Genomic DNA, 21959 nt, shown 5'->3' on the forward strand with positions numbered 1-21959 from the left:
AGGGGTATCAGCACTGTTATCGGGGCTGAAGCTGATAGATCCAGGCGCTGAGCTGCTGATTATCGTGGGTAGAGACGCACACTTCGACGCGATCATAGCCCTCCTCAAACGCATCCAGCATCGGCCAGTGAGCCGCCAGCTTATCGGAGGTAAAGAGAAAACCCGGCACCTGCGGGCCGTGCTCATCCAGAATAATGCCAGGAAAATCAGCCGCTGCCCCCCAGCCGCGTTCATAGAAGGTGCCCGTGACCGAACCGGCGAGCCACTCTCCGCCGATATTCTCCAGGATATGCGCATTTTCACGTCCAGGGCAGAGCGTGCCGTAAACAAATAAACGTTTCATTTTCCCTCATCCAGCCTGCAAACCGAAACAGGCAACTTTAGCGTGCCGGGAGGCCATTGTCCTGCAAAACATTCACTTAAAAGCCGTGGTGTAGTTAACCGGAATGCCCTGGTCGTTGATCACCGTATAGTTCAGCGCCGTTCCGTGAGAGAGCGCGGCCTGACTCTCTGCCTGTAGTTCCGCGTGCGGGGCGATGATCAGGTTTTTAATCGCTGCCTGACCTTGAGGTTTGACGTTCAGGCTCATAAACCAGGGCGTCGGGTTAGTTATCGTGATTTTATCTCCCGTGACGGCGAAACGAAGCTTTTCCGGGTCGGTCGCCTGAGGCGCCTGAAGTCCCGCAGGCCGGATAAAAATCTTCAGCCGGATTCGCAGCGGCAGCACGACTCTGCGCTCAGCCGCGTCAGGCGCTTTTTTCAGCGCCGGAATCTGGTAAATATTCAGCCAGAAGAGACTCTCTTTACCGGCGGGAAGCGCATCGCGTGAGGTCAGCATCAGGCGCAGCGATCGCATCTCGCCCGGAACCATTTTTACCACTGGCGGCAAGACAAGCACGGGCGTGATGCTGGCATCCGGTGACAGCGTCACGTTACCATCATCCGTCCAGAGTTGCAGAAACGTCTCGGTGTTGCCGCTGTTGACGACGTTAATCGACTGCGTCAGATCTGCCTGATTAAACACGATCCGGGTCTTATCGACGTTGACCACTGCCCAGACGCTGGACGAGAGCAGAACGCCAGATAACACAAAGAGGTTACTGAAAACTGACCACAACCTGTAATTGCGCATTTACTGCTCCTGCTGTAAGGGTTTGCCCGCTGATGGCTTCAAGGGAGGCGGTAAAATCACCGCTGTAGATATCACTGCCTCCGGAGGAGACCTGCGAGGTTAAATCTTTGTAGGCATACCAGCCGCGGCTGTTGCCGGTGCCAGTGCTGGCGCGGTCCGGCAGTAAATTGATGGGGGTATTGTTGCTGTCATAAATTCTGATACCGACGCCGGAGGCGGCAGTGCTGCTGCCATAATGGGTATCCAGCAGCCAGGTTAACCCGCCGCCCGAGGTGGTCAGCCCCAGATTTCTCGCCTCTATAACCGCATTAGACTGGTTAACCAGAAAGCCCATGGCGACATTGGCCGATTTGAGCGTCGACGTGGCGGTGCCGGATATGGCACCCGATTCGCACTGAATGGTGATCGTAAACGGAGCCTGGCTTTTTCCGCCTGCCGCGAGGGTGCTGGCGCTCACGGTAGGCAGAAGTACCACCGACGGATAATCCTGAACTTCACACAGTGCGCCGCGCACATAGGTGACGTTAGAGTAGGTGCTCCACGCTGCCGGCCAGTTACGGTACCAGCCGTACCAGTAAGAGAGGCTGTCCTGGCCTACCTGGAGGCTATTGGTGTCGAGTCCCGGACCTTTGAAAGCGATGTAACCCCGCGGCTGTGTCCAGGTGTCCACGTAGCGATTACTGTTGCTGGCGTAATAGCGGGTTGAGTCAATTTTAAACATCTCATACAGCACATTGCTGAAGGCGCTGGCCGGAATGTAGATATAGGTGCCATCGGAATACCAGTCGCTGGCCGTCAGCTGACGCGCTTTCCAGTAGCGGCTGTAATATTCGCCGGTTGAGAGGTTAGTCAGCCTGACCGCGACATTTGCGGCGACATCATAATAAGCCCCGTCCACTTCAGACGTGATGTATTGCCCGGCATAGGGACTGTCGCCGTTGGTGGCGTACATCTCATACAGGCTGTCGGCATCCGCCACGGCGCAGCGGTAGAGAATCTGATTAGCCGAGTAGGGAACGTTGCTGGCCGAGGAGAGAAAGCTCCCCACCGAACTGGCCAGCAGGGTGCCGGAGGGCTGAAAGGTCTTTCCGCTGTTAATGCTGATCACGGACGGCAGCCCGACATTCCCGGAACAGGTGTCGCAGGCACCGCTCCAGCTGGCGGCGGTGTAGCCCGCCGCGATGGCGCTCTGAGAGAGCGAAGAGGTGGAGGTGACCACGCTGCAGTTCGCCCAGGCGGGCACATTAAGCAGCAGTAACACGATATACAGGAGTAATTTTTCGATTCTCACACTATTCACCCTTGCGGCAGACGGCATCCAGGCGAACGATATTCTCATTCACGCGTCCGGTTATCTGATAATTAACGAGGCAGGTTTTATGGCCTTTATTTTGCCAGCTGACCCTTAAGGTGCCGGAATCATGCGGAACGCGGGCATAGACCTGTCCGCCCTGACCGACAATGCCGATGACGGTATTATCCGCGTCACGGACTTCACTCCCCATCGGCGGAATCTCCTGATCGTCACTCTTCAGCGCGATCAACACCGCCTTGCCCTGCAGGGTGGCAAAATTAATCCGCGTCACGGAACCGGCATAGGGCACCACGCGCTGGCTGCCGCCACTTAATTCCGCATCGCTATTCATGTAGCGGGTATCCAGGCTGACGGTATTTGCCTGATAAGGCGTGAGCGAAGGCAGGATGGCGTAACCCGCATGATCGATAACCGCGCCCTGACCGTTACGCACGCTGGCGCCCTGAGCGCCTTCCGCATGAATCAGCGCAAAGGTATCGCTGGTATAGGGGCCGGCTGTCATGCCGCCGGAATGGATCAGCAACGTGCCCGACAGACCCAGACCCGCCTGACGGTAGTTATCACCCTGGCCATAGTTCGCTCTGACGCCGCCCACACGAGTATTCTGCTGCACGTTTCCGCCAAACGAGGCGCGCTGGCTACCGCTATTCTGCGTCTGCCCGGTTCCGCCATACAGCGACCAGGAGAGCTGATTGTTCTCGCCCGACGAACCGGTGAGTGAGAGCGTGGAATTGCGCGTCTCTTTAGACTGGTTGTAGTTGTAGGCCACGGAAGCATTGTGATTGCTCCAGTTCAGCGGGACGGAAACATTCAGGGCAACAGTATTCTCGGTGTACTTCTCCCGATAGCTATTATCGCCATCATCCAGGCTCAGCCCGAAGCGATCGCTGCTCCAGGTGGTGCGCTGGCGGGCGACGTTGAGGCTGTAACTGATGTTATGCCAGCTATTGTTGTAACCGAGCTGAAGCTGGGTAATGCGGGAGCGGTTATTGTAATAATCCGCTGTGCTGGCACTCAGGCTGATCAAGCCATAGTCAGCCATTGTCTGACTCAGCGTGACAGAAAAGTTATTACGCTGATGCAGCGTGTCGGAGTAGTAGCTGAGGCCACCATCCTGCTGGCGACGCACGCCCAGCACATCCTGCAGGTCGCGATAACCGCTGGTTGAGTAGCGATAGGCAGCCAGGACCACATTGGTGCCGGTGGTAAAGGTTTTGCTGTAGCTCAGTTCAGCGCGCCATCCCGTGGCAGTCTGGTTCTGTGCCACCTTGGCATTCGAGAAGGTGGTATTCAGTCCCACGGCACCCGCCGCAGAGCTCCAGACACCACCAAGCAGCCAGGCCTGATAATCCTCAGCCAGGCGCGAACCCGCCGTCGCGGTCAGCTGGTTGCTGATACCGCGCTGCAGCAATCCTTCAAAGAAGGTGTTATTGACGGAGTAGAACTGTCGCACCCGTCCCAGGGCAACGGAGTAGTGCCAGTTACCCGGCCTGACCGAATCGGGCACCGAGGCATAGGGGACGGTAAACGAGGACGTTTTGCCACTCGCTTCAACAATCTCCACGTCGAGATCGCCCTGGCTGCGGGTATTGTACAAATCGTTAATGACAAAAGGTCCCGGAGCCACGCTGGTCTCATAAATAACGCGATTGAGCTGCCTGACGATAACCCGCGCGCTGGAAGAGGCCACGCCCCGGATCTCCGGCGCGTAACCCCGACGGCTTTGCGGGCGCATCCTCTCATCCGTTGTCAGCTTAATCCCGTTATAGGACAGGCTGCCAAACTGCGAACTTTCTGTGTAGCTGTCGCCAACGGTCAGCACACTGTTCAGCGGTTCGATGGGGCGCTGAAGCCAGGTTCTGACCGTGGTATAACGCGCGTCGCTGCCGGTGACGTTATTATCGATAACCCGCAGGTTGCCCTGATGGCGCAGCTGCCAGTTATCAATATTGGTGCCCGCCGTGACACCGCTCCAGAGATACTGATATCGGTAACCGGAGGCGCTATTTTCCGTCCAGCTGTAGTTGGTGTTATGCCGGATGAAAAGGGCGGTGATCCCTTTATCCCATTCGGAAACGGGGATGGTTCCGCGAGGCAGACGGATTAACTCCGCATCCGGAATAGTCAGTTGCAGCCGCAGTGATGACTGATCAAATTGCCAGCTGGCCGCGGAGGACCAGTGACGCAAAGGCTGGCATTGCTCGCTGGCTGCGGTTTTATTCAGTGACTTAAGGCGCAATGATTCCGCCACCTTCAGGGGAAGGCAGGGTTCAATGGGCTGGCCTTTTTCTGCTGATAAAAAGGTGAGGGTGACACCGCTTTTGATCAGCTTATTATTGAGATAAATGTCGACATAATAGCTGCCGGGGGCAATCGTCTGATGATTAAACTGTTCGATGTTCTGGCCAAAAGCCGAACCTTTAAACAGCGAAGGATCAAAATAATATTCCTCAGCGTGTCCATACGTTGAAAAAGTGAAGGAGGCACAGAGAGGTAAAAAAAGGGTGCAGATATTACCTGGCTGCAAGCGGATAATCTTCACTGACTTTCGCTCCCTGGTCATTCATTGCTGAAAGAGAGACCACGCTGTTCGCGGGTAACGCGTGCGTTGCCGCTTTGCACCTGACAATTTTTTTAGAGAAGGGCGCAATCATATCGGCGTCGCAGGCTATTTTTTTGTCTGCTGTTTTTAGGGTTACGTCGGTCAGCGAAAAAAACCAGGGCTGGGTGTTATTGATTTCGAGGCCCTCTTTTTTCGCCGTTATTTTTATTCCGCTGAAAATATCCCCCGGCTGACCAATCGCCTTAGGCCGGTAGAAGAGTTTCATGCGGTTACGTAACATTAAAACGATACTGTTACGGCCTGACTCGCCCTGAATATTGGCGGGCGGAATTTGCAGGGAGTTGAACCAGTAGACAGTTTCGCGATCCTGCGGTAAAGAGGTCTCTGGCGTGAAGCGGATTCTCAGCACCTGACCGGTCAGAGGCTGAATCCGGAATAACGGAGGGGTGATAATAAAAGGCACGTCACTCTTATCGCCCGGTTGCGAATCCATATTGCCATTATCAAACCAGGCCTGAATAACATACGGAATATTATCGTTGTTCTTTAACTGAACATCGACGGAGAGAGCATTGCCGGGATAAATAATACGGCTACCCAGAATCGTGACGCTCGCCTGGACTTTATCCGAAATAAACGTCATCAACAGAATGAAAATGACGAACAGTGAGGGGTAGAGCACAATGCGTGAATACATGTCAGAGATCTCAAGCGTGGCGTGCGTACCCGGGATACCGGATACGCACGAAAACGATTACTGATAAGTCACGGCGTATTGCAGTGATGCGGTCACGGTACCGGCCGTTGGTGTGCCTGATGCATAGTAGCGGGCAGAGTAGGTGGCTGAGCCTGAGGTTTCCCCTGCCTGAAGCGTCATATCGCCGCTGCCGGTGTAACCGCTGGTCAGATCGACGACGGTATCTTTCGGGTCGAGGATCTGAACCTCAACGTTTTTCGCGGTGCCGGTGTTCGACAGGTTGCCGGCAGCGCTGACGTTATTGCCCACGAAGACCGTGGAGATTTTCGTGGTCTTGGTGCTGTCACCGGTACAGCCGCTTACGCCCACGGTGAAGGGGGTTTCGCCCGCTGTCGCACCTGAGGCCGCAAGGTCAGAGGTACTCACGGTTGGCAGCAGAACGACAGGTGAAGCGTTGTTACCGTTCACCGACACCGAACAGGTTTCGGTGGTCACTTCGCCCTGGAAGTTGATGGTGTTATCAGAAGCCGCAGAGACGCTGGCTGAAACCAGCGCGGCACTGATTAACACAGCAAGATTAAGCGTTCTGAAATGGGTGTTCATGTCATACTCCTTTATCATCGTTATACGGAAAGCAATTGGTTGAGGCTGATGCCCATTTTCCGGCGAATAGCCTCTTTGATGTTATAAACACGCTTGATTTCAACTCCCATTTCTCTGGCAATAATCGGCAGTGAGAGTCCATTCACTGCCAGATCAAGGAACTGAACTTCATCCTGTTTAAACGCATTCACTTTTTTTCTGACGTCGCCCTTCAGGCCGAAATAGCAGCCATTAATCTGACGGCTTATCTCTTCACGCGACTGATCGGCATAAATAACGGTCTGGATACGCAGGTCTTCTTTTTGCCAGAACGCGGCAAGAGATTGCATATAGCGATCGCTGACGATAATCAGCATCAATCCGGTGTTTTTTAAATATTCAATCCAGTTACTGTTGGTAAAATACCTGATATTCTCTCTTGAGAAGTCAACAAATATGCATCCCCGGCAAAAGATGCTTTCATATTTACCCGCCACCATGCTAAGCAGGGATGAAGAGAAAAAATGATTTCCTCCGGGCCAGGTGGTTATTTTTTGCAGCGGACATCGGTTATAAATGTCTGATGCGCGATGGGCGAGATCACAGCCATATTTACAACTGGCGCAGCGAATTTCCTCTCTGGTTATCTTTATCATAATATTCTGGTGCTGTTGCGAGAGTTGTATTTATTTTATCGATAAAAATCTCCGCGTTTCAAGGCGATGAAAATTACCCGCTATTTCCTGCATTCGGATTTTTCTTAACGCACCTCCTCTGTGGCCTGGCGTAATATTGATTGAAAATTCGGGACAAAAACGTCTGCCGCCCACTCAGTCGTACTGAGAGACCTGGATTTTTTTACGTCCGTTAGGAATATTTCGCAAATAACGCTGTTTTGATCAATAAAAATTCCGCACGCAAAGCTAAATATGCGCGAATTTTGATCAGTGTCATTTTTTGTATATTTTTGACGCCGGATTGTGGTTGAGGAATACCTGTTTTTGTCGCTCTTAATGCAAATCCTCTTATTAATACCCGTTGGTTATTTTTCTAATCCTGTTGAGTCAGAACCTCAAAAATACTATTTATCGCTCAGGAAATACTTTAATTAAGAAAAGTCCTGGTAACAAAGATGTTAATTGACGCATCTGCTAAAAATATTGATCTAAATCAGTAATTTAGCGCGTGTTATCTGTTCTGTTTTCAGCATTGTCATTAATTCTCTATTTAATTTTACGCAGGAAATGATTATTCAGCTTTTGTATAAAATAATCGCCGCGCATTGACGTTTGGCTGCTCTGGCCGGTTTTAATAAACCAGTAAGGCTGATTACTGAACAGACAGAGCAGGGATGTTATGTTTTTTTGTCTCCCGTAAACGTCTTATCAAAACCGGCTGTCCCTGACCGAATCTCTGCAGGTCATCAACAGGCGCGGCCGATGCGGCAGGCTTTATCATGACGATGCGCGGATGTGTGCAGGACCAGGCGTTGTTGGTGCAGCTGAGCGAGAGAAAAAGCAGGCGTTCAGGAGACGCATTTACAGCATTTTTGTGGCCGTCAGCCCTGATAGGAGCGCTAATTTTCACGTAGCGACGTCTCTGGCAGAGTGAGTAAAGCCGCCGGATGGCGTTAAACGAACAAAGCGCAGAGACGTGCAGACCGGACGCCCAATTCAGAGCAAAGCGGAAAGCGATTGAAAAGCTGAGCGCGCAGCATGTCGTGAGCGCTCAATTCATTCACTTAGCCGGGTGTGATATCTTCGGCATCGCGCACTGAAGAGAGTGAGTGAATCAGGCTGCGAAGAGGATGCCGTACGGATGCGCAGCAAACCACAAGGCATTCAGAAAAGCGGATGCGTGGCGGTGAGAAGATGAGGCCGAGTTGCACAGAGATTTACGGCCAGGCAAAAACAGCCAGGATCGGTGCCGAAAGGTAAACAGCGAAGCCCAACCCTGATAACGGAAAAGATGCGCATAATGTATATTATGTTAAATATGATATCTGATAACGGCTGTGGCTGCGTTATCTCGTTCCCTGCCGTGCTGCTGCCGACTTCGTTCCTGACCGTCTAATGAGGCAATTATGATTCCCGGTCAACCCGATACCGGCTGTTCCCTTAGCGACGATAACTTTCCGCGTATTCATCTTCCGGCACGTCTGCTGATTAACATCAGGCGATTCTTCGCTTCCACTGTTTTGTGCTGCCTCCACTGAAGCCTTATCAATCTCTTCGCACTCTCCGAAAAATGTCCGCCTCACCCGATGATTCCTCTTTCACAGCCTCACCATTATTCCCGGCGTTCCCTGAAAGCCAGCGCTTCTGGCGTACGTGCGTGACTTTGCTGCTTTGCAGATGATGATGCCGGTAAGATCCTGGGTAAATGCATCCTGGCTACTTCTGCTGGCAACGGATTCTGTTTCACGGCCAGTTCAGTAACGGGCGCAGATGACGCCCTGACAGGCAAAGCATTCAGCGTGCGTCGCTCAGGCATACCGGCCCGATGACGCAAACCGCGTGGTTTACGCGCTGTTCGGTGAGCATGACTCTGAATCCTCTCATCCCTCTGAATAAGCTGGATTTTATCACCCGCCAGGGGCTACAATCCCGGAGCATTCAATAGAATGCCTCCCATCCACCTGACGGGTTTCTGTGACGCTGTCACGCTTTCTATCACTGTTTTCCGGCCTGCGATTCTGCTGCCCTCTCCTTTTACATACCTTCTGGCCGCCGCTTCATCCTGATCAGTGATATTGGCACAGAGCTCAACTCAGGTAATGAGAGAGAATTTGTATGATGTAACTAAAAAGGCATGCGCTTCTGGGAAATTTCACATTTAGCGCCGTTAAATGTCCCTTTCGCCTCAGCCCGATTACGCTTCAGCACAACAACACGCACTCCAACAGTCAATAAAGGAAACATTGATGAAAAAGACAACGGCTCTGATTGCCACCTTACTGATGACCTCTGGCGTATCTGCTGTCGCCGCTCAGCCTGCCGCTGCGAAAAATCCACTGAGCGTACACGTGCTCAACCTGCAGACCGGTCAGCCCACCGCGGGCATTGAAGTCGAGCTGGATCAGAAGCAGCAGGATAACTGGGTGAAACTGGCTTCTGGCGTGACGGATAACAATGGCCGCATCAGCGCCCTGTTCCCGCAGGACAAAACGGCCAGCGCCGGCAGCTATCGCGTGGTATTCAAAACCGGTGATTTTTATAAGAAAAGCAGCCAGAAAACCTTCTTCCCGGAGATCCCGGTGGAGTTCAACATGGAAGCCAGCGGTGAGCACTACCATATCCCCCTGCTGCTGAGCCCGTTTGGTTACTCAACCTATCGCGGCAACTGATTGATTCTGCTCAATCCGGCATTCAGGTGCCGGATTGGGCCTCTCCCGCTATTCGCGCCGGAAAACAGGCCACCAGCCAGTCGATAAACACCCGCAGGCGTTGCGTGACGTGCCGGTTTTGCGGATAAACCAGATGAAACGGATACCCGGCAGGACGCCAGTCGCGCAGGATCTCTACCATCTCACCCTGCCGCAGAATTGACGACAGCGAATAGCTGAACGTCTGAATGATCCCCAGCCCGGCCAGCCCCGCAGCCAGATGCCCGTTGCTCTCATTGACGCCAATGCGATGCGCACTGGTTACCTCGATTTTTTCCCCGTCACGTTCAAACCGAAACGGAAATGGCCTGCCAGTCTGCGGAGAGAGATAGCTCACCAGCCGGTGGCCGTTGCGCAGTTCATCCGGATAGGCCGGGACGCCAAAGGCTTTCAGATAGGCGGGCGTCGCACAGGTGATCAGCGTGGCGTGCCCAATCAGACGGGCGATCAGTGAGGAGTCCATCAGCGGACCGCCGCGGATCACACAGTCAGCATTGTCACTGATCAGGTCGATCGGACGATCCGAAACGCCGAGATCCAGCGTAATGTCAGGATAGCGGGCAAAGAAATCGGGCAGCAGCGGAATCAGAACGTCCCGGGCAGTCGAACCGCCGACATCAATGCGTAACTGCCCGCGTGGCTTACTGCGCAGTGCATTAAAACAGGCATCCACATCCTCAAGGTCGTGCAGAATACGCAGCGCCTTCTCATAATATTCCCGCCCTTCCGCAGTCACGGTCACGCGCCGGGTGGTGCGCTGCAAAAGCCTGACGGAGAGATGCCCCTCCAGCTCCTGCACCAGCTTGCTCACCGTCGCTTTCGGCATGTTCAGCGTATCTGCGGCACGGGTAAAACTACCGCTCTCTACCACCCGTGAAAAGGCTCTGATCGCCAGCAACTGATCCATTCTCTGCCCCTATTGTCCACCCGTGTGGATAGTCATTTTCATTTTAGCGGATTTATCCGTCAATCCCGCTCTTTTACAGTGGCCCCCTGTCCGGCAGCGACGCTGACCGGGAAGCTTATCCTCATTCACTGACCGACTCCGGAGACGACTTTATGAGCGCATCACTCGCAGGAAAAATTGCCCTGGTAACAGGCGGAACAAGCGGAATTGGCCTCACCACCGCACGGGAACTGGCGTCACAGGGCGCGCAGGTCTTTATTACGGGTCGCCGTCAGGCGGAACTGGATGCCGCCGTCGCAGACATCGGTGGAACGGTCACCGGTATCCGGGCCGATGCGTCACAGCTGCACGATCTCGACGACGTGTATGCCCGGATTGCGTCACAGTCGGGCCATCTGGATATCCTGTTCGCCAACGCCGGCGGGGGCGACATGCTGCCGCTGGGGGCGATCACAGAGGCGCATTTCGATCGTATCTTCGACACCAACGTACGCGGCGTGCTGTTTACGGTTCAGAAAGCGCTGCCACTGCTGGTTGATGGCGCGTCGGTTATTCTTACCGGCTCTACCGCCTCGGCTCAGGGTACCGCAGCCTTCAGTGTCTACAGCGCCAGTAAAGCCGCCGTGCGCAACTTTGCCCGTTCATGGGCGCTGGATCTGAAAGATCGCGGCATCCGGGTGAATGTGGTGAGTCCCGGCCCTGTCCGTACTCCGGGCCTGGGCGGGCTGGTCAGTGATGATCAGCGTCAGGGCCTGTTTGATGCGCTGGCTGCGCAGATACCGCTGGGCCGCCTGGGTGAGCCGCAGGAGGTGGCCAGAACCGTTGCCTTCCTGGCGTCAGATGCCGCCAGCTTTATCAATGCGACAGAACTGTTTGTCGATGGCGGAATGGCGCAGGTGTAACGTTACGCTTCAGACCCTGTGGCTGTCGCAACAGGGTCTTTTGCTCCCAGACGCCGGGACACAATCACAAAATGTCACGTTGCATTACCCACGGTCTCCTCAATCCCCCGCTATAGTTATTGCCTGTCACATTCGTCATAACACCATGGAGATCACATGAGCCAACTTTTTACCACTGTCTCACTGGGCGACCTTACGCTGGATAACCGCATTGTGATTGCGCCGATGTGCCAGTACTCAGCCGAAGCCGGTAATGCTACAGCCTGGCACCGCATCCACCTGGGTCAGCTCTCTTTTTCCGGCGCAGGCCTGATGATTATCGAAGCCACGGCGGTAGAAGACATTGGCCGCATCTCTCCCGGCGATCTCGGATTGTGGAATGATGAGAATGAAGCCGCACTGAAAACGGTGCTGGAGGATGTGCGCCGCTACTCCTCGATTCCGGTTGGCATTCAGCTGGGCCATGCCGGACGTAAAGCGTCGTGCGCGGTGCCCTGGGAAGGCGGCAAACAGATTGCACCGGATGCCGGCGGCTGGCAGACCATTGCCCCGTCAGCCGTGAGCTACAGCGCGGATGAAGTCAAACCGGTCGCGATGAGCGCCGATGACCTGGCCCGGGTGAAGCAGGCCTTTGTGGAGAGCGCCCTGCGTGCAGAGCGTCTGGGGCTGGATCTTATCGAAGTCCATGCCGCGCACGGCTATCTGCTGCATCAGTTCCTCTCTCCGCTGTCGAACCAGCGCACCGATGAATATGGCGGATCGCTGGAGAACCGTATGCGCTTTCCGCTGGAAGTGTTCAGGGCGGTTCGTGACGCGGTTCCGGCCTCACTGCCGGTAGGCGTTCGCATTTCCGCGACGGACTGGGTCGAAGGCGGCTGGGAAATCAACCAGTCCATCGCCTTCTCGCGTGAGCTGGAAGCGCTGAACTGCGCCTATATCCATGTCTCCAGTGGCGGACTGTCGGAAGATCAGAAAATCAGCGTCGGCCCTAATTACCAGGTTCCGTTTGCCCGCGATATCCGTTCGCAGGTTTCCGTTCCGGTGATCGCGGTCGGCCTGATCACTGAGCCACAGCAGGCCGAGGATCTGCTGCAACAGGGCGAAGCCGATCTGGTGGCTCTGGCGCGCGGGATCCTCTACGACCCGCGCTGGCCATGGCATGCGGCCGCCGCGCTGGATGGCAAGGTGCAGGTGCCACCTCAGTATCTGCGCTCCGAACCGCATGACGTAAAAGGCATTCTGACCCAGGATCAGTAAGCCTTTCCCGGCAGACCGCTTATACAGGGGTCTGCCGTTAACTTATAAAATGCCCTTCAGCCGCAGATGCTGCAGCAGCATGATGGTCTTGGCATCCATAATTTCGCCCTGGTCAATCGCCCTGAGCGCCTGGTCGAAATCAAGCTCCAGCACCTCAATATCCTCGCCCTCCTCTTCGATGCCGCCGCCCTCACCGCTACGCGGCTGATCCCCATATTCGGCAATAAAGAAATAGAGCTTCTCGGTAACGGAGCCGGGACTCATAAAGGCTTCAAACACCTTCTCTGCCCGGGTTACCCGATATCCGGTCTCCTCTTCGGCTTCTGCCACAATCCGGGCTTCCGGCGACGCGTTATCCAGCAGGCCAGCCGCCGCCTCGATCAGGAAGCCATCGTGTCCATTTAGGAAGATGGGGAAACGGAACTGGCGGGTCAGCACCACGCTGCGTTTTTCACGGTTGTAGAGCAGGATCGCCGCGCCGTTACCACGGTCATAGGCTTCACGGCTCTGCTCCTGCCAGCGACCATCGCGGCGCAGCAGTGAGAATGTATATTTTTTCAGGGTATACCAGTTATCTGACAGCAACTGCTCATTGAGGATACGCACACGGGAAGAGGCTTGCGGCATGACAGGCTCCGGGAGTGATAGACAGCCTTCACGCTATCATGCACAATCGTGCACATTCAAGAAAAATCATGCAGAGGACAACGATGCTTTCCAGCCAGCGGAAACAGGCAATACTGGCGCTGCTCGCCCGTGAAAAACAGGTGCAGTCGCGCGATCTCAGCCAGCGGTTCGGCCTTTCTGAGGACTCCATCCGCCGTGACCTGCGTGAGCTGGCGGCGGAGGGATTGCTGCAGCGGGTGCATGGCGGTGCCCTGCCGGTCTCTGCCGCGCTGGGCACCTTTGAAACACGCAAAAACGTGCAGACCGCGTCGAAGCAGGCGATCGCGCAAAAGGCGGTTTCGCTGATCCAGCCGGGGCAGATCGTACTCATTGATGGCGGCACCACCAGCGCGGAACTGGTGCGACGCTTACCGCCGACGCTGAGCTTTACCGCCGTGACGCACAGCCCGAGCGTGGCACTGGCGCTGGTCGATCATGCGCAGGTGGAGATTATCCTGATTGGCGGGCAGCTCTATAAACACTCCGTGGTGACGGTGGGCGCCGCGATGCTGGAGTCGATAAGTCGCATCAACGCCGATCTCTTCTTTATGGGTGTCACCGGTGTGCACCCGGCTGCCGGACTGACCACCGGTAATTTCGAAGAGGCCACGGTGAAGCGGGCACTGGCCGGACGCGCAGCGGAAACCGTGGTGCTGGCGTCAGCAGAGAAGCTGAACGCCGCCTCTCCCTTTGCCATTGGCGAGTTGTCGCTTGCTTCAACCCTGGTCGTGGAAACGCCGCCGGATGAGCCGTTACAGCAGGCGCTGACCCGGCAGGGTGTCACGGTTATCTGAGATCGTAGCAGGCCTGCAGCGCCAGATCGGGGCCGCTGAGCGGACGCTGTGTGGCGGGAAACCGCTGTGCCACCGGCGTCATTGAGCTTTGCGCCAGAGCCACCGCCACCGCGCCCTGCTGATAGGCCCGCTCTGTCGCCGCCGCAATCAGGTCAAAATAGCGGGTCGTGTTACCCGCCTTAAAGGCATCCCATGCCCCCGCCACCAGCTCCGTGTTCACCTGCGTGCCGGGCTGACAGAACAGCGCCCGGGTGGCTGCCACGGTCGATTCTGCCGCGCAGAGCGCCACCGCAGGCCCCGCCTGGCGATGCAGCGCCTCCGCCAGCATTCTGTCGGTGCGCATGACCCTGTCCTGCACGGGGAAATCGTCGGCTACCGGGGCCAGCGTCGAACAGGTGATCAGAATGGCATCAAACTGCGGCAGCACGCCCTCAATCAGCCGGGCCATCCTGAGACGTAAGTCACTGTCCATCCCGCCGCGCTCTTCGGCCTCAGCCAGCAGTGCAGGCATGACCAGATGATTCAGCGGCGGGGTGTGACGCGCCAGCGAGGCGGCAGCAGCATCAAAAATCGCAATGTTACTGGCCGCGGTGTGGAAGCAAAGTATGTTCAGGGGACACTCCGTTTCATTAAAAGATCAGCTTTCGACATGCCAGGCTGCATGCTGAATTACCACACGATAACCATCATCGTCACTGAATGTCACGCCCTGCCGATCCCAGTAAGGATTAAAAGAAGGCACCTGCCGGAATCCTGCCTCATCCATCGCGGCGCAACGGGCCAGCCAGTCAGGCCGATGCGGCAGGTAAAGCACCAGCAGATCCTCTTGCGATGGTGACGGCGTCAGGGGATGCGTAAGTGACTGCGTAAATTCCAGATGCCAGGCCAGACCCGGCGCGCCCAGCATCACGCCACTGAATCCCTCATGGTCGGTAAAGGCACCGATTTTCTGCAATCCTAACCCGTGACAATAGCGCTGAGACATTTCTGTCAGGCTGGTAACCGGCCGTGCGATTCGCATGTGCTGAATGTGCATGGTTCTCTCTCCTCTCTGTTTACTGAGTTCTATCACACTCATCCGCCCGTCCCGTGGCCCCGGATGCGCTGCAGAATCGCGCGAAGCAGTTTAATCAGGGGCGATTTTGCAAGCGAATGTGAATATCACGCCGTCCGGGCAAGGGGCCGTCATCGCCTGACAGACGCAGTGTCGCCCCGTCCGCAAGGCTGCGCTGGCTGATGGCGGGCAGCAGATTGCCGCTCATCGTGCTAAAGGCATTCCCCTCTCCGTCATCTACACTTTTCCGGTATTCATACGGCGATGCCCTGTGCATTGCCAGGCCATAAAAGGATGACAATATGACTGAACACGCGCCTCAGAATCACGCCTGGTTACTGGCTTCACGCCCACACGGCGAGCCGACCAAAGAGAATTTCCGCCATGTGGCGCAGCCCGTGCCGGAACTGAAAGAGGGTGAAATTCTGCTGAAGACGATCTACCTGTCGCTCGATCCCTACATGCGTGGCCGGATGGATGAGGGGAAATCCTACGCCCCGCCAGCAGAGCTGGATCAGCCAATGGTGGGCGGCACCGTCTGTCAGGTGGCCGAATCAAAAAACAGCGAGTTTCATAAAGGCGACTGGGTCCTGTCGCAGAATGGCTGGCAGGAGTATGCCGTTTCCGATGGCAAAGAGATCGCGAAGCTGGGCAACGACCTGCCCAACCCTTCCTGGGCGCTGGGCATTCTCGGTATGCCAGGCTTTACCGCCTATATGGGCCTGATGGACATCGGCCAGCCGAAAGCCGGTGAAACCCTGGTGGTCGCCGCCGCAACCGGTCCGGTCGGCGCAACGGTGGGCCAGCTGGGGAAACAGAAAGGCTGTCGCGTGGTCGGTGTGGCGGGCGGTGAAGAAAAATGCCGTTATGCCATTGAAACCCTGGGCTTTGATGCCTGCCTCGACCACCACAGTGCTGACTTTGAAGAGCAGCTGAAGAACGCCTGCCCGGATGGCATCGATATCTATTTCGAAAACGTGGGCGGTAAAGTCTTTGATGCCGTGTTCCCGCTGCTGAACACCGCCGCACGTGTGCCGGTCTGTGGTCTGGTGTCGGCGTACAGCCAGCGCGAGCTGCCGGAAGGCCCGGACAGAACCTCCCTGATCATGGCGGGTATCCTGAAACGTCGTATCCGTATGCAGGGCTTTATCATCTTCCAGGATTACGGCGACCGCTACCCTGAGTTTCTGAAGGCGATGACGCCGCTGGTGGAGAGCAAAAAGATCCACTATCGCGAGCACATGATTGAGGGATTAGAGAACGCGCCACAGGCGTTTATCGATATGCTGAACGGCAAAAACTTCGGCAAGACCGTAGTGAAGGTCGGCGGCTGATGGAATTTGTGTGCCACGTCAGTGACGTGGCACACATCTCGATCAGTGTGGCTGCCGGGAAACGTGTTCGGCAGCCGCTCGGTTAGCCTCTTCTGCCGCTTCTCTCAGCGTTGCCCCGATGCTCAGACGCTGACACAACACGCCGACAAAACAGTCCCCGGCACCATGGGTGCTGACCAGCGTCACCTTCTGCGCCACCAGCGTGTGCGTCTCTCCCGCCTCGCTGAAAGCGACGCCGTGTTCCCCTGCGGTCACGACCACCCTGGCAAAGCGTCCCGCCAGCGATTCCGCTGCCGCGCGGGCTGACGTCAGATCCTGTACGCTTATCCCGCACATATCGCGCGCTTCAATGGCATTGACCACCAGCAGGTCGATACACGCTTCAAACGCCGCCGACAGGGGGCGTGCGGGCGCGGCATTGACGCAGACCCTAATCCCTCGCTGTTGCGCCGCCCGGGCCGCACAAAGATTGACCGTTTCCGGCACCTCGTTTTGCAGCACAAGCAGTGAGACATCCTGCCAGAAGCCTGGCTGTTCGAAAGTCTCCAGCGGAATGTGCTGATTGGCATTGGACACCACGACGGCACCGTAATCCCCTTCGGCATCGGTAATCGCGACACTCATGCCGGAAGGTATCGCCTCGATCACACTCACCGCCGTGCAATCGACGCCAGCCTGCTGCAGAAAGTCCCGCAGAAACTGGCCCTGCTGATCGCGTCCCACCGAACCGGCGAACCGCACCGCAGCCCCCGCCCGGGCCGCCGCCACCGCCTGATTTCCGCCCTTGCCGCCAGACTTATAGTGACAGGCACTGCCCATCACCGTTTCGCCTTTCTCCGGACGATGAGGCGCGTCCAGCATAATGTCGTAATGAAGACTGCCGGTGACTGCAATTTTGCTCATAGCTAGAATTCCCGCAGATCCTGAACCGCATGCTGGGTTTTCATCAGGTTCTTCTCCGCCCGCTTCAGATCTTTCTTGGCGATAGCGACAAACAGCGCGTCCAGAATATTGAGCTGGGCGATGCGTGACGCGGCGTTTTCACCCAACAGATGCGATCCCTGAGAGGTTGAATTGAGGACCACATGCGCACTCTGCGCGATCGGCGATTCGGCGTAGTTGGTAATGGCGATCACTTTCGCACCATTTCTTCCCGCCAGTTTGACCGGATCGTTCACTGCGCGTGTTGCACCCGAGTGGCTGATGGCGATAACCACATCGTCATCAGATAACACGGCGGCTGACATCAGCATGATATGGGCGTCATCATAGGCGGTCGACTTGATGCCTATCTTCAGCATCTTGTGTGACAGATCCCGCGCGACGGCGGCAGAACCGCCGACGGCATAGAGATCGATATGACGCGCTTTAAAGATAATGTCCGCCGCCCGATTGAACTCAGAAACATCCAGAATTGATAAGGTCTCTTCAATCGCCTGGATTGAGGTTCTGAACACTTTGGCCAGCAACTGCTCCGACGAATCATCCGGCTCAATTTCCGCATGCAGCCCCGCTACTTCAGACTGGTTGTAATAGATCAGACCACTTCTGAAATGTCTGAAGCCGGTGAAGTTAAGCTTTTTGGTGATCTTAACGATCATCGCTTCAGAGACATTATTTTCCTGCGCAATCTCTTTTAAGGATGACTGCTCGGTAATGTCGGTTCGGGCAATGATGGCCTCAGCCACCCGACGTTCTAACGGCGTCAGCTGGGGCAAACGCATACGAATCTGAGCACCAATGGCTCGCGGATCTTGCTTCATTACCTGCCTCGGGTCGCCCGGTCAATCAACATCGCTATGATAATAATAAGGCCGGTAGCGAGCAATTGGTAAAAGGCCTGAATGTTCAGCAAGGTCAAGCCATTACGCAGCACGCCGAGGATCACCACGCCAATCAGCGTCCCGAAAATGCTCCCTTTTCCCCCCATCAGTGAAGCCCCACCAATGGCCGCCGCCGCGATAGCGTCCAGCTCCCACAGGTTACCGATGGTTGGCTCGGCAGCACCCAGGCGGCCAATCAGAATCAGCGCGGCCAGTGAGGCCAGCAGGCCGGAGAAGATGTAAACCGTCACCTTGGTGCGCTTCACGGGCACACCGGCAACCCGTGCCGCCTCTTCGTTGCCGCCAATCGCCAGAATATATTCCCCCAGCGGGGTTTTATTCATGACCGTCCACAGCAGCAGCGCGATGATCGCCACAATCACGATGGGGGTCGGGATACCTAAAATCGTGCTGTTGATCAGGCTGCGAAACGCCAGCGGAATACCGAAAACCGGATTTCCGCCGGTCGAGATCAGCGCAATGGCCCGGAACAGCGACAGGCCACCCAGTGTCACAATAAACGGCTGCAGCCCGGCATAAGCGATGAGTGACCCGCTGAACAGACCACACATCGCGCCGACGCCCAGCGTGGCGAGGATCGCCAGCGGCACCGGTATACCTGACGCCATCAGGGTCGCCCCCAGCACCGCCGAGAGAGCCGCGGTGGGGCCGACCGAAAGGTCAATCCCGCCGGAGATGATCACCAGCGTCATGCCCAGTGCAATCAGGGCGTTGATCGAAGACTGCTGCAGAATATTCAGCAGATTTGGCAGTGTGAAAAAGACCGGCGACAGAAACGAAAATGTCACCACGATAATCAGTAAGCCGATTAAGGTACCGGCATCCCGTACGTTAAATTTAAGCCGCAGCGCGGGACGGGTATCCGGCCCGGTAGAGGTCTGAGTGGTCATAGTTATCACCTTAGTGAATGTCAGGTAAGCGGTCAGGCAGGCTGGTCGCTCTCTTTAATGGCATAACGGGCAATGTTCTCTTCGGTGATGGCGCTGCCGGTAAGCTCTCGGGTGATCCGCCCTTCCCGCATCACCAGCACCCGGTCTGAGATGCGCATAATCTCGGTCATCTCTGATGAGACCACCACAATGGCTTTGCCCGACTGCGCCAGCTTTTCAATCAGATGATAGATCTCAGACTTGGCGCCAATGTCGATGCCACGCGTCGGCTCATCAAACAGAAACACATTGGCGTCCGCCGCCACCCAGCGACCGATGATCACCTTTTGCTGATTACCGCCGCTCAGCGTGCCGATGGTTTTTTCGATATCGAGCGGGCGCAGCTTCAGATCGCCCATTACGCGCAGCGCTTCCCGATCGAGCCGGGCCTGGTTCGTCAGCCCCGCCGACGTGAAACGGTGCATCGACGGCAGCGCCATATTCATCTTCACGGCCCGCTCTTTGATGATGCCCTCTTTTTTGCGATCTTCCGGCACCAGACCAATGCCCGCCTTAATGGCGGCGCGCACGTTGTGGTTCTGCACCGGGTTGCCGTTGACGCTCACTGAGCCGCGCGTGCGCCGGTCAATACCGGCAATCAGCTTCAGCAGTTCAGTGCGACCCGCGCCGACCAGCCCGGCGATCCCCAGCACCTCGCCAGCCCGCACGCTGAAGTTCGCCCCAACCACCTCCTTGCCGCGCGTCAGATCCTCGACCCGCAGCACTTCACGATCGCTGACAAACGTCTGATGATGGAGTTTGTCGATCTTCCGTCCGACCATCTTCGCGACGATGCTCTCTTCATTCTCCTCACGGATATTGACCACGCCCACCTGCTTACCGTCACGCATAATGGTCGCGCGGTCGCAGACCCGGAAAATCTCATTCATCTTGTGCGACACGTAGATCAGCGAAACCCCCGTCGACTTCAGATCGCCAATCAGCTCGGCCAGACGGTCAAACTCCCGTGGCGTCAGGCTGGAGGTTGGCTCATCCATCGCGATGATTTTTGCGTCGTCCAGCAGCGCACGGGCAATCTCAACAATCTGCTGCTGCGACACTTTGAGATTCCGGATCGGCGTATCGGGATCGATAGTGGGATCCAGCGTCTTCAGGATCAGCGCAGCCCGCGCCAGCTGCGCTTTTTTATTCACCCATAAGCCTCCGGCGCAGGTTATCGGGCGACCCAGAAACATGTTCTGCGCGACGGAGAGCTCCGGAACGTGCTGCAACTCCTGATGGATCATCGCAATCCCGGCCTGCCGGGCACTGAGGGGGCTGCGGATCTGAACCTGGGTGCCGTTGACGCTGATCTCTCCGCTGTCCGCACCGCGTACGCCGGAGAGGATGTTCAGCAGCGTCGACTTGCCCGCGCCATTTTCTCCAATCAGCGCATGCACCTCGCCGGGCCGCACCGTAAAATCGACATCCTGCAGCGCGGCGGCGTTACCGTAACTTTTACTGATGCCGCGCATCATTAAGCGAAACTGTTCCATACCCGCTCCCGCTGACTTATTGCTGAACCAGCAGCTGACGCAACCGCGCGTTATCTTTGGTTGAGAACGCGTCGACATTCTCTTTGGTGATCAGCGCCTGAGGCGTTGAAACCACACGCGACAGCTTCTGACCGTTGATCAGACGGATCATGACGTCCATTGCCACTTCACCGGTAAGAACCGGAAAGCTGTCCACCGTGCCGGTGAGTTCACCGCGTTTAATCGAGGCGTAAGCATCAGAAATGCCGTCGGTGCCAAAGATCGCCACCTGTGACGCTTTGTTCTGCGCACGCACCGCTTCCACCACGCCCAGCGCCATCGTGTCATTGTTGGCGTAGATGCCGATCAGATCAGGGTGCTGCTGCAGAATGGTCGACGCGGCATTAAAGGCCTGCTCGCGACTCCAGTTCGCCGGCACGCTGGCGACAATGGTGAACTTCCCGGCGCTGTCCAGCGTCTCTTTAAATCCACGGGTTCGCTGACCGGCGGCATACACCCCCGGCTGCCCTTCAATGACCGCCACTTTGCCGCCCTGCGGATGGTGCTGAATGAACCATTTCGCCACGCGCACGCCGTTATCTTTCTGGACGTTGCCGACGTAGTAGCGCGCATCCGGCATCACAGCGTCATTGACGTTGACCACCGGAATATTTTTACTGCTGGCGCTCTCCAGCGCAGGTTGCAGGTTAATGTCGGTCTGCGGCGAGACCAGCAGGCCGTTGAAGCCCTGCGAGATCAGGGTTTCCGCAATCGACAGCTGACCAAGCTGATCGTCTTCATTAGCCGCCGCCTGATAAGCCACCGTGATGCCATATTTCTTTGCTGCGTTCTGGTAGCCCTGGCCGAGTGAGCGCCAGTATTCATTGGTCAGGGTTTTTGACACCCCGCCAATCTTCAGCGCCTTGTCGACTTTTGGCAGGGCACCATATTTGCTGTCGAGCTGCGTCCAGTCGGTACGATCCGGTTCCGTATCTGACTGCAACGGGGCCAGGTCTGCCGCATAGACGGTGCTGCAGAGCAGTGAGGAGGCGATAAGAGCAAGCAGGCGTTTTTTCATTTTTTTATTCTCAGGGTGTGGGTAACGTTTTTTGTTCTACAGACT

Annotated in this window: 21 protein-coding genes; 5 read left to right on the top strand and 16 right to left on the bottom strand. The window is 56.2% G+C overall.

Annotated features, from left to right (window positions below):
- Positions 1–16: 16 nt before the first annotated feature.
- The 7 genes from S7A_RS09840 to S7A_RS21625 all read right to left on the bottom strand — a co-directional run bounded on the left by S7A_RS09840 (position 17) and on the right by S7A_RS21625 (position 6945).
- Positions 17–343, bottom strand: a complete 327-nt coding sequence (locus S7A_RS09840) for a gamma-glutamylcyclotransferase family protein (RefSeq protein WP_009090196.1) — start codon at positions 341–343, stop codon at positions 17–19.
- 72 nt (positions 344–415) lie between these two features.
- Entirely contained in the window at positions 416–1132 is a 717-nt protein-coding gene (locus S7A_RS09845; protein ID WP_033736249.1) for a fimbrial assembly chaperone, read from the bottom strand.
- Positions 1098–2423: a fimbrial usher protein StbD gene (stbD, locus tag S7A_RS09850; protein ID WP_009090200.1), complete on the bottom strand. Its 1326-nt coding sequence runs from the start codon at positions 2421–2423 to the stop codon at positions 1098–1100. Before stbD ends, S7A_RS09845 begins: the two co-directional genes overlap by 35 nt.
- Before the next feature lies 1 nt (position 2424).
- Positions 2425–4989, bottom strand: a complete 2565-nt coding sequence (locus S7A_RS09855) for a fimbrial outer membrane usher protein (protein WP_009090202.1) — start codon at positions 4987–4989, stop codon at positions 2425–2427.
- Positions 4961–5707, bottom strand: a complete 747-nt coding sequence (locus S7A_RS09860) for a fimbria/pilus periplasmic chaperone (RefSeq protein WP_009090204.1) — start codon at positions 5705–5707, stop codon at positions 4961–4963. Before S7A_RS09860 ends, S7A_RS09855 begins: the two co-directional genes overlap by 29 nt.
- Before the next feature lie 57 nt (positions 5708–5764).
- Complete coding sequence (locus tag S7A_RS09865) at positions 5765–6310, bottom strand: fimbrial protein (RefSeq protein ID WP_009090205.1); 546 nt, start codon at positions 6308–6310, stop codon at positions 5765–5767.
- Between the two features lie 20 nt (positions 6311–6330).
- A complete protein-coding gene (locus S7A_RS21625; RefSeq protein WP_230200881.1) occupies positions 6331–6945 on the bottom strand; it encodes a LuxR family transcriptional regulator in 615 nt (204 codons plus the stop codon).
- Positions 6946–9212: 2267 nt separating this feature from the next.
- On the opposite strand from S7A_RS21625, the gene uraH reads away from it, so the two are divergent.
- Complete coding sequence (gene uraH / locus S7A_RS09875; protein WP_009090208.1) at positions 9213–9635, top strand: hydroxyisourate hydrolase; 423 nt, start codon at positions 9213–9215, stop codon at positions 9633–9635.
- 22 nt (positions 9636–9657) lie between these two features.
- Here uraH and S7A_RS09880 read toward each other — a convergent pair whose 3' ends face one another.
- The gene (locus S7A_RS09880; protein ID WP_009090211.1) at positions 9658–10581 is read right to left on the bottom strand and encodes a LysR family transcriptional regulator; all 924 of its coding nucleotides are present in this window, start codon (positions 10579–10581) and stop codon (positions 9658–9660) included.
- 152 nt (positions 10582–10733) lie between these two features.
- Between S7A_RS09880 and S7A_RS09885 the strand changes: the two genes are divergently transcribed.
- Entirely contained in the window at positions 10734–11483 is a 750-nt protein-coding gene (locus S7A_RS09885) for an SDR family oxidoreductase (protein WP_009090213.1), read from the top strand.
- Between the two features lie 156 nt (positions 11484–11639).
- Positions 11640–12740 (top strand): NADH:flavin oxidoreductase/NADH oxidase, encoded by a 1101-nt coding sequence (locus tag S7A_RS09890; RefSeq protein WP_009090214.1) that lies wholly within the window; start codon positions 11640–11642, stop codon positions 12738–12740.
- 42 nt (positions 12741–12782) lie between these two features.
- Here S7A_RS09890 and S7A_RS09895 read toward each other — a convergent pair whose 3' ends face one another.
- Positions 12783–13367 (bottom strand): NUDIX domain-containing protein, encoded by a 585-nt coding sequence (locus S7A_RS09895; protein WP_009090215.1) that lies wholly within the window; start codon positions 13365–13367, stop codon positions 12783–12785.
- Between the two features lie 83 nt (positions 13368–13450).
- Here S7A_RS09895 and S7A_RS09900 point away from each other — a divergent pair, with 83 nt between their 5' ends.
- Entirely contained in the window at positions 13451–14200 is a 750-nt protein-coding gene (locus tag S7A_RS09900; RefSeq protein ID WP_009090216.1) for a DeoR/GlpR family DNA-binding transcription regulator, read from the top strand.
- Here S7A_RS09900 and S7A_RS09905 read toward each other — a convergent pair.
- Together S7A_RS09905 and S7A_RS09910 are read right to left on the bottom strand one after the other, a co-directional pair.
- Positions 14193–14711 (bottom strand): hypothetical protein, encoded by a 519-nt coding sequence (locus S7A_RS09905; protein WP_009090217.1) that lies wholly within the window; start codon positions 14709–14711, stop codon positions 14193–14195. The genes S7A_RS09900 and S7A_RS09905 overlap by 8 nt on opposite strands.
- A 126-nt stretch (positions 14712–14837) precedes the next feature.
- Positions 14838–15236: a VOC family protein gene (locus S7A_RS09910; protein WP_009090218.1), complete on the bottom strand. Its 399-nt coding sequence runs from the start codon at positions 15234–15236 to the stop codon at positions 14838–14840.
- Positions 15237–15556: 320 nt separating this feature from the next.
- Here S7A_RS09910 and S7A_RS09915 point away from each other — a divergent pair, with 320 nt between their 5' ends.
- The gene (locus S7A_RS09915) at positions 15557–16588 is read left to right on the top strand and encodes an NADP-dependent oxidoreductase (protein WP_009090219.1); all 1032 of its coding nucleotides are present in this window, start codon (positions 15557–15559) and stop codon (positions 16586–16588) included.
- 42 nt (positions 16589–16630) lie between these two features.
- Here S7A_RS09915 and S7A_RS09920 read toward each other — a convergent pair whose 3' ends face one another.
- Genes S7A_RS09920 through S7A_RS09940 form a run of 5 tightly spaced genes read right to left on the bottom strand, consistent with a single transcriptional unit; the run spans position 16631 to position 21914 of the window.
- On the bottom strand, positions 16631–17491 hold the full coding sequence (locus tag S7A_RS09920) for a PfkB family carbohydrate kinase (protein WP_009090220.1): 861 nt from the start codon (positions 17489–17491) through the stop codon (positions 16631–16633).
- 2 nt (positions 17492–17493) lie between these two features.
- Positions 17494–18351 (bottom strand): MurR/RpiR family transcriptional regulator, encoded by an 858-nt coding sequence (locus S7A_RS09925; protein ID WP_009090221.1) that lies wholly within the window; start codon positions 18349–18351, stop codon positions 17494–17496.
- Positions 18351–19322, bottom strand: a complete 972-nt coding sequence (locus tag S7A_RS09930) for an ABC transporter permease (RefSeq protein ID WP_009090222.1) — start codon at positions 19320–19322, stop codon at positions 18351–18353. Before S7A_RS09930 ends, S7A_RS09925 begins: the two co-directional genes overlap by 1 nt.
- A 32-nt stretch (positions 19323–19354) precedes the next feature.
- Positions 19355–20857, bottom strand: a complete 1503-nt coding sequence (locus S7A_RS09935) for a sugar ABC transporter ATP-binding protein (protein WP_009090223.1) — start codon at positions 20855–20857, stop codon at positions 19355–19357.
- 16 nt (positions 20858–20873) lie between these two features.
- Positions 20874–21914, bottom strand: a complete 1041-nt coding sequence (locus tag S7A_RS09940) for a substrate-binding domain-containing protein (RefSeq protein WP_009090224.1) — start codon at positions 21912–21914, stop codon at positions 20874–20876.
- Positions 21915–21959 lie beyond the last annotated feature (45 nt).

The organism is Pantoea sp. Sc1 (assembly GCF_000255315.1).
Taxonomy (GTDB): domain Bacteria; phylum Pseudomonadota; class Gammaproteobacteria; order Enterobacterales; family Enterobacteriaceae; genus Pantoea; species Pantoea anthophila.